The 9198-nt window shown below is 44.7% G+C and carries 6 protein-coding genes; all 6 read right to left on the reverse strand.

Annotation, left to right across the window (positions count from 1 at the left end):
• Positions 1 to 573: IS3 family transposase (locus ACO6V1_RS20780; RefSeq protein WP_422468322.1), on the reverse strand; the 573-nt coding region annotated here is incomplete at its 3' end.
• Positions 574 to 584: 11 nt separating this feature from the next.
• Positions 585 to 887: a transposase gene (locus ACO6V1_RS20785; protein WP_422468316.1), complete on the reverse strand. Its 303-nt coding sequence runs from the start codon at positions 885 to 887 to the stop codon at positions 585 to 587.
• 53 nt (positions 888 to 940) lie between these two features.
• Positions 941 to 1312 carry a hypothetical protein gene (locus ACO6V1_RS20790; RefSeq protein ID WP_422447699.1) on the reverse strand — a complete coding sequence of 124 codons (372 nt, stop codon included), beginning with the start codon at positions 1310 to 1312 and terminating at the stop codon, positions 941 to 943.
• 59 nt (positions 1313 to 1371) lie between these two features.
• Entirely contained in the window at positions 1372 to 1623 is a 252-nt protein-coding gene (locus ACO6V1_RS20795) for a hypothetical protein (RefSeq protein ID WP_422447697.1), read from the reverse strand.
• A 5-nt stretch (positions 1624 to 1628) separates the two neighbouring features.
• The gene (locus ACO6V1_RS20800; RefSeq protein ID WP_422468318.1) at positions 1629 to 4616 is read right to left on the reverse strand and encodes a transglutaminase-like domain-containing protein; all 2988 of its coding nucleotides are present in this window, start codon (positions 4614 to 4616) and stop codon (positions 1629 to 1631) included.
• 180 nt (positions 4617 to 4796) lie between these two features.
• Positions 4797 to 9198, reverse strand: a 4402-nt coding sequence (locus ACO6V1_RS20805) for a DUF642 domain-containing protein (protein WP_422468320.1), incomplete at its 5' end; no start/stop codon positions are given.

Genomic DNA, 9198 nt, shown 5'->3' on the forward strand with positions numbered 1-9198 from the left:
CTGATCTGAATGGTGGAGTACTCCCGAGCCAGGCTTACGACTCCACCACGCCATTCTCAATGCCTCTAACGGCAGTTCTGTAGACATGCGACTGTTCATTGACCAGCCCACGATTTTCCTTGAATAGAGGTCCATAACCACTGCCAGATACAACCATCCCTCGCGAGTCCATAAATAAGTAATATCTGTCGTATAGACCTTATTCGCCTCCGTTACTGCAAACTCCCTGTTCAGGAGGTTTTCTGCAACTGGAAACTTGTGCCTGCTATTCGTCGTCACCTTGAATTTTTTCGCATACTTCACGACCAGCCCCAACCGCTTCATCAGTGTTGTTGCCTGATGACGACCTATGCTGTAACCCTTACTACGCAGTGCTTTTGCCATTCTTCGGCTGCCATATGAGCGATCAGAGTCGACAAAAATCTGCTGTGCATCAGCCTCCAGGCGGAACTGTTCAGCCCTGGAGTTCTCCTGCTGAGTCTGTTGTTTCTGCCAGCGGTAAAATCCGCTGCGCCCAACTTGCATTATTTTGCAGAGTACCTGCACCGGATAGGCCACCTTCTCCTGTTGTATGAATGCAAACCTTACAACAGTTCTTTCGCGAAGAAGGCCGTCGCTTTTTTTAGGATTTCCTGCTCCATTTTTAACTGGCGATTTTCAGCTTCCAGTTCTTTTATTCGCTGTTGATCAGGCGTCAGAGCTTGCTGCCCTTTGCCAGGAAAAGACCTTTCCTTTTTTTCATTCTGCTCCCGTATCCAGCGTCTCAGGTTGCCATCATGGATACCAAGACTTCTGGCCACTTCTGAAGCAGCCTGCCCCTGTTCAACTACCATAGCAATGGCTTTACGCTTAAATTCTGGAGAATAATTCTTACGCTGCTTTGTCACTTTCTACCTCGTCATCAACTGCACTATTGTGCTTAACGAGGTGTCCTAAGTCATTAAACCACTTCAATGTAGTCATGGCAGTTGTTTGTAACAAAGTTATAACCCTCTTTCCAATCGTTGGCTTTATTCGCCTCAGCCTGCCACATTATCTTGTCGTCATATCTTGTGTTACCACATTGATATTTATTGATGTTTTTTCGGTCATCAAATAACCCGGTTTTAGTAAAGCCGGTATTATCTCCCGTACCGTCCTCATAGAACGCATGCTCATGGAAAATGCCAAGATTTGTTCCAGTTGCCCCTGAACTCATATAATCACCAGCAAAAGACAGCGGGCGGCGACACACTTTTAGCAACCCCAACGGGTCAGTATCTATTATCGGGTTATCTCTTCTTCCAAATGCCATAAATAAGCATACAGCCATACATCAATATTCCTAACTCTATAACTATTAATACAGGATCCATTCTTTTCATCTTCTATTCATTTGGCAAGAGGCAACAACTCAGCAGGGAATGATACAAAGCGAAAATATAGAAGTAATGACCCTGCACCAATATATACAACAATAGATTGATAATAGTCGCTTTTTTCTTCTTTGACATTCCTTGTATACCAACGCCCAAACAAATATATTCGTCCTTTGATGATCCCGTAGCCGATCATAGTAAAATAAAGCACTATCCCCATATCCACTACAAAGACAACAAAATTAATTAATTCAGCTTTGCTCATAGCAACTATTTAACCCTGCAAAATTTACTTTCTGCAACACTCATTGCAGCCTTAGAAGAAAGCATAGCTGCATACATTATTACTATCGCTATTAAGGGGCCAGAAAAGAAAGCTAAAAGGCCTAACACTGTTACTAGAATAGACAAAGCTATCAAATAATTTAAACCCTCACACTTATGGTCAATTTTTGCGTAATCCATGATCATTTTCACATTCAGACCTAAAGCAATTATCGCAGAGAGACCTGTAAGAAGCGTTATTTTTAAAAATGGTAATGCAAAACCAATAAATCCAAGAATATCATCATAACCTTTTTTTTCGGGGTCAATAAAACCACCGTTACTACCACCACTTATTTTATAAGCTCCAGCTCCAGTTTCTGGATCTATGATCAAATACCCTGCACCAACCCAACCATTTAAGACAATATTTTCCTCATGTGCTGTCACCACTTTACCAGCTTCTACACTCTGACGAATTTCTTGCCTGATTCCTAAATCCAACTTTATGTTAGAGATTACTTCATCCAAATTACTGTTTGTGATGGTAAATATTTTCTGCCCTGCACCAGCAGCTACAGCTAGAGCTTTGACTGCACTGATTCCTTCAACAGGGGAATCACTTGAAGAAACAAGCTGTTCTGGCACAAGATGCTCCATTGCAGAAGTGCGTGAACCACTTGTTTGATTATTTTGCACCCAAGCTGCTAGGTCATTTCTTTTATGAATACTCATGGATGAATAATTATCCACATCCATAACTAAACCATTAGTTTGGACATCTCGTGCTATACCATACCAATACATAGGTATAACATTAGTCATAAACAAACCAAAACTTGGAGCCCGGTATTGCACAACATCATTACTTTCTGCGGCAATTTGATCCTGCAGATCATTTAATCCAAAGTAGCTAAAGATAGTGGAATACACGATATCTCCAAGCAAATCATGCTTGGACATGTCAGATATATCTGAAGACTCAATCTTGGATTTTGTATTTTCCATTCTTTGCTGCATTTGTTCTGCCTGTTTCGCAGATACCCCCTGCAAATCCAACCCAATAGCACGGTATTCACCCGCTACTGGTTTATTATTTGCCTGAGTCCAGCCATGGGTTGGAGAGTACAGACCAATAGTACTATACAGTTCCGTTCCCATAGTGCCTGCATCCTGAGCCAGCTGTACTTCGCCATCTACTGTAAACTCCGCGGTCATATTAATAAGGTAACCGGGTAATGTATCGGGTAGTTGGGACGGATCAATTGGGCTGCCATCTTCATTGGGTTGTGGCAAATAGCTTGCGATGATCTGTTCATCATCTTCAGTACTGGGCCGGAAGGACAGTGCGAGTTTCTTGCCAGCCACTTCAACGGTGGGCTGCTCAAAGGTAAAGAGGGTTGTACCTGGCTGACCATAAAGCTGGGCTTGCAGCTGGTATTTAAACTTATGACGCAATTTCTCAGGCACTTCTGCAAACCGTTCACTGGTAGCCAATACCCGGTAAGGCAGTCCTGCTGCCAGTGGCGCTGCAGGCTTGACCTTGACTTCCTGCAGTCCCAGCACTTCACCTACTGTGGCATCAGGGTTCTGATTAGCAATGTAGTCTTCCAGTTGCTGTTGGTATGCCTGTAATTGCTGTTCGATAGACTGCTGTGGCAGATTCTGTACCCAGCCCTGCTCTTCATTAATAGTTGCATTGGCCTGGATATCATCTACCAGAGCCTGGGCATCAAAAGGCACTTGTTCCTGCAGTGCCATACCATCGGTGAATTCATACTGTTTAAAGCTGGCATCCATTGGAATCCAGTTATCACCTGTACGGTTTTTGACACCCCGACTAGGCTCAAAATCTACCCAGGCTTCAGCCCAGGTGTGTTCCATTCGTATCTGAGTTACTTTACCGCCATAAAGTAAACCAGTATTGGGTATACCTCCTTGCCCCATTAAGTTCTGAGCGGCTGCAGGCACTTCCACACCACCTACCCAGTTCATCACTTTCTCTACGGGCACTTCTACCGTGCCATAAGCATAACGGGCAGGAATATTGGAGGCTCGTAACAAGCCAATCAACAAACTGGCTGTGTCGGTGGCATTACCCCGGCGAGTATCCAGGGTCATGGCAGCCCCCTGAATGGAGCCATAGCTGGGAATAAAACGGATGTTATTGTGTACCCAAGAATAGATTTCGGTTGGGTTATAGTTCAACTCAGCAGCCAGTGTTCGCATCTCATCTGTGATCACTATATCAGGTGTTTCCTGCAAAAAAGTATCGGCAGGCTGCCCTGAGTTTTTGGCGCTAAATAGTGCTGCAGTCACTGATGATGGCAAAGGCCCATTGCTGGCAACCTGTACACCTTTATAGGAATCAAGACCCAGAGCACTCTGCAAGTCAAAGTTTGTCACCTTGGGTTCCCGAACTTTGCTATCCGGATTACTAAAGGGGAGTTTATTGGGATCAAAGGGGCTGTGGGAACGTTTGAACTGCTGATTTTCCAGAACAGCCTTCAATTGTTGCCAGAGCTCATTGGCACGATCCAGGTCCTTCGTAGTTAACAGTTCTTTCAAAACGGCTTTAGTTTCAGAAAACTGTTGTTTGAAAGTGGCCATTGCTGCAGCCTGCCGTTTGGCAGCTACGGCTGGAAGCTTTTTATCAGAAATATGAGTCTGTATCTGATAAAAACCACCCATAGCATCAGCTTCTATTGCCAGAAGGTCTGTCAACAACCCTTGCAGTTGTTCTCGCTTATCAGAACTGAGTGGATCATCATCTTGCCAGAAAGCCAGGGTGGAAAATAAGCCCGGCTTTTCTCCACCCATAGACTGATTTACTACAGCATCCTGTAAGGATTGCAGGCGACGGGAAAGCTTCTGCTCAGGGGTCTTCTCAAGAGCCACTGTAATCTGCGCCTGTCGTTGCTGTTCTTTTTCAATATTATCTGCAACAGCCTTACCACTGGGGGAAATATAAAACACAAAGGTAAACAGGCTCATACTGATTATCGATGTCAACTTACCTACGCAACCGCTTCTGAGCGATTCCATCCCTAGCCCTGTCATACCTAATTCCAACCACTTGTATTTATCTGTCTTGTGAAGGTTGACCCGCCATCAGGTCGGGTCAGTCCAGCGATTTCATTATTGTTTTTTCAACCTTCTCTTCAGGAACTTCCCTCAGAGACACTGCAGGGGAGGTTCAACTTTCAGAGTAAAGTACTGAATCGCAGTATCTCCACAACCGTCTGAAACTCGCACAATTACAGGGTATTCTCCGGGTATTGGGTAATCCCAGCTGAGCACGCCCTCATCACTGATACTCATCCCTTCGGGATATTGATCCAACTCAAAAACAGGCACTGCCTTTTTATCGTGGATCACATCGATCTTGTACTGGTAAGGTTCAATTTCCAGCACGCTGGTAACAGGATTAGAAGTAATCGTTAACTTAACGGGGTTCCTGACAAGACTGACTTCAATCAAGCCAATCGATCTGCCTGACTGATCGACAGCCTTAAAACCAAGTTCGGTACTATCACTGGAAGCAGTCACCTGATAGCGTTTGGTGACCCAGCCTTTGTCAGAGCCGTCCAGCGTAGCCAGTCGTTTTCCATCCCACCATACTTCAACCTGGTTCGTATCAGCCGTTTCACATTGCCCCCACATACATTTCTCCTTGTGATAAGGAGCCACCTTTGGTGTGTAGCTGAACTCAAGGGTATAACTGTCTCCTGCGTCCGTCTTAACAACATGTGTTAACTCAGAGTTCTCACGAGCGTCCAGAACCAGTCTTGCCCAGCCTTCTCTGGTGTACGTTCCTGCCTCTTTGTCAGACTGGGTTTCAAAGGGATTCTTACCATAACTCTTCCAGTCAGGCGTTTTATCAAAGAAATCAAAAAAGCCGTTTCGACTGGATGAATGATCCTCAAACGGTTCACTCGTAATCAGGTTTTCATTAGCACTGTCATCAAATGAACAGCTCAGGCTCACATTATCAATGAGTCCGCCCATAGCATCTGATGTACCTGCGGCTTTTAGGGTCAGTGCTGTTTTCGCATCGCTGGCTGTAACCTCATAATGTTTGCCCGTCCAGTGGTGATGCTCACCTGAAATCGTATCGATGTGTTCATTACCCCACCAAACTTCAATATCATTGGTATCATCTGGCCAGTGAACACTGGGTACGTAGCCAAGAGTCAGATTGTACTTCTGCCCAACCCGGGTCGTGATATCCTGGCTAATTGAACTGTTTTCATAACCATCCAGCTTCAGCGCCGCATCACCATGAACAGCCCAGCTCTTGTCAAAGAAGGTTTTGAGATCGTAGTCCTTATCCCAAATATAATTTTCAAAATATCTGTCTGTGTGCTTACGACCCCAAGCCTCATAGTCTATATGGTGGCTCTTTTCATTGATCCAATCTCTATGCTTCCATAGTTTATAATCACTCTCCGCAGACCATCCTTTACGTTTCCATGCGTTATATCTCCAGCCTGTCCGGGTTTCGAGGATCTTGAACTGCTCATGTCCGGTCGCTCTCCAACCGGGTATGCTTGAAAAGAGCCCCCAGTAAAACTGTTCGAGTACGCCGTGTTGCTCAAAGGAGCCATTTTTCACGAGGTTATTAAAACGGAATGAAGTGCATTTTAATTGAACATTATCAATCAACCCGCCTACACTGTCGCTTTCACCAACGGCATGGAAAGCCAATTTCGACAGATTATATTTCGCTGACAGTTCGAATTGCAGTGTTTTCCAGCCTACCTTATCGCCCTCAAGGGTCGTGATTTTTTCATGACCCCAATAAACGTCAATATTGTTAGTTGTTGGCTTACTATCGACTTCCACACGAGGAGAGTAATCAAGAATCAACAAGTACTGATCACCGGGTACTGTTTCAACCCATTGAGCAATCAACGCCTTACGATGAGCATCAAGCTCCAGTACAGCCTTACCATCCGTGGCCGCCTGGGAAACTCCGGAGGTTTGAATTTCAAATTTGTTCTTCAGAGCTACCCAGCCAGGTATGTGTCTGAAGACACCCCAGTCGCCATACTTGAGATATCCGTGGCGTTCAAATGAACCATTGACCAGTAAATTAGTACTGTATTGAGATGTTTTTACTTCTGCTACGGGCACCTTGGCAGGACAAGCAAGCGTATAACCTGCACTAGCCAAGGCAACTTGCTCACCATCAATCTCTGTTTGTAGTACGCAGGCATGTCCACCAGGGTTGAGGTTGTCGGTATCTATCAGATGAGTATATTCAGTTGCAGCCCCAGGGTTTAGAGTCACTGAAGATTCACCTAGTATGCCAGAACTTTGCCCTCCAACATCGACCATTGAACGACTCATCAGCAGATCATCAGAGGTTTTAGTACCACTGTTTTCAACAGTGAAATGGCAGATTTGAGGCTCACCTATCACCAGTTTACTTTCATCAGCCGTCACTTTTCCCTTAAGCGCAGCAAGTGCATTTTCCTGAACCAGGAATTCGGCCTGGGAAATGACAATTTCACCCCCCTCCTTGTTCACCAGCCTTGCTACAATTTGATAGTTGCCTTCCAAAGCCCCCTTGAGATCAATAGCACTGAATCTTTGCTGCAGACCACCAGACGCCAGTTCAAGTATATCCATTACTTCACTGAAAATGATGGTTCCATCCGGCGAAATGACTGTGACGTAAAGTTCAGAAGCTTCAGCTACAGCATTGACGGACAAGTTTTGAACCAGGTTTTCAGCCTTGACGTTATCGGTCGTGTGGTAGACCTGTCTGTCGGTTGTCGTTCGAATATTGATAACCGTGACATCTTCTCCACCTGAACCAGAAGCACTGATGGTAAATTTCTTGTTGGCAGTGGCTATTTGGCCAGTGAGATCGTCTTTAACATTTATACGGGCAATATATTGGCCATTCGCCGTATCTGAAGTGTTCCATAGACTTTGAAAGCTGACCGAGTCACCCGGCCCCATTCCGGATAACTTTTCACCTGAAACCTTCGCAACCTTACTTCCTTCAGAATCGAATATTGAAACATCCGCTACAGCTGTGCCAATGGTTGTACCCGTATTTTGAACGACTGCGGTGAGCATTACATCGGTATCCGCAGGATACTGGTTACTGTTCGTACCGATCGATGGCACATAACGTGATGACAGTACATCAATGACCTGTTGCCCCAGTGACTGATAAACATCATTACCGTTGATATCCCGGTAATATAAATCGAGCGCTTGTGTCACCACTCTTTTTTCGCCTGGCACAGGGTTCTTGAAAGTAATGTCGTAGCTCAGGTCCTCAATCTGATCAATCGTGATATCGTCAAATCGCCATTCAATAAGTGTACTTCCATCTTTTTGGCTGACGTTATCGGGTTGAATTGAAAAAGAACTACTGGCCAGATCGATATCTGCATTAGACAATTGACTGATGACCTGAACATTGGTCAGTCTTTTCTTGTTATCAAGACTGATCGCCCTCTTTACCTTGTTCCCAGCCCCATCGCTGATAACCAGCACACCTTTGCCCGGTAAGTCTTTATTAATGACATCAATATTGAACTGCACCTTTAACGCGCCAGGAACAAAGCTTTTAGTCTTGAGTGTCAGGTTTTCAGCGCCTTCTTCAAGCTCGACCCTGAAAATACCGGTATCGCGATCAATCACGCCATCGTCATTCAGGTCTTCGCCTTCATCGAGCTGGTTGTTTTCATTGATGTCTTCTGTACGTCTATCGAGTCTATTGTTTTTATTCAGATCTTCGCCTTCATCAATCAATGAGTTCAGGTTCAGATCTTCAAAATCACCTGCGATACCTTCGATGCTTCCATCAAGCTCAATGAGTTTAACGAATGGCGCAAAACTGTCACCTGTGGAGTTAATCAAATCAAAGTTCATCCCGCCCGGGTATCCGTATGAGTCATAACTGCCAAAACCATATACATAGATACCAAAGGGATTAGGGCTGGAAATGGTATGAGAGCCTTCAGACACCTTGATCTGTGCCCCACTGAATCCGCTATTACCAATGTCTTCAAACTGATCTGACGAGATGATCTCTCCATCAAGCACAATGGAATTTATATTATCTTTTGGAACGACAACATTGACATAGTTATTAACAAAACCAAGGCTCTCTTCGAGCGACGCAAATGTATAACTCTTTAAAAATTGCTCAGCAGGGGGTACCAACATCATAAAGGGGTCGGATATAATCCCGTCACTATTTTGCCCTTGAGAGTATTGAGCGACAAGAACAGGCTCGTTACTTTCTATTACAGAACGGGTCTTTAATATTTTTTCAACATACTTCCCTTTACTCAAGGTCTCAACAACTTCTCCGTTAATTTTAACCTCAGTATCATCAGAAAAAGCTAATATACGAAATACATCCCCACTTCGCCGAGTAGCCAGAGGAACCGTCACAAATGATCGACCCCACGTTGAAACAGGGGGCAGCATTTCGCTCAGGTGATCACACGCTCTTACTCCAACGGGTACGTTCGCACACTCAACACCACTGAAAACAGAAACAGGAGCAGAAGAGTTGATTAACGTACCTGTTAGATCACCACTACTG

Source organism: Endozoicomonas sp. ALC013 (genome assembly GCF_049310205.1).
GTDB lineage: Bacteria > Pseudomonadota > Gammaproteobacteria > Pseudomonadales > Endozoicomonadaceae > Endozoicomonas.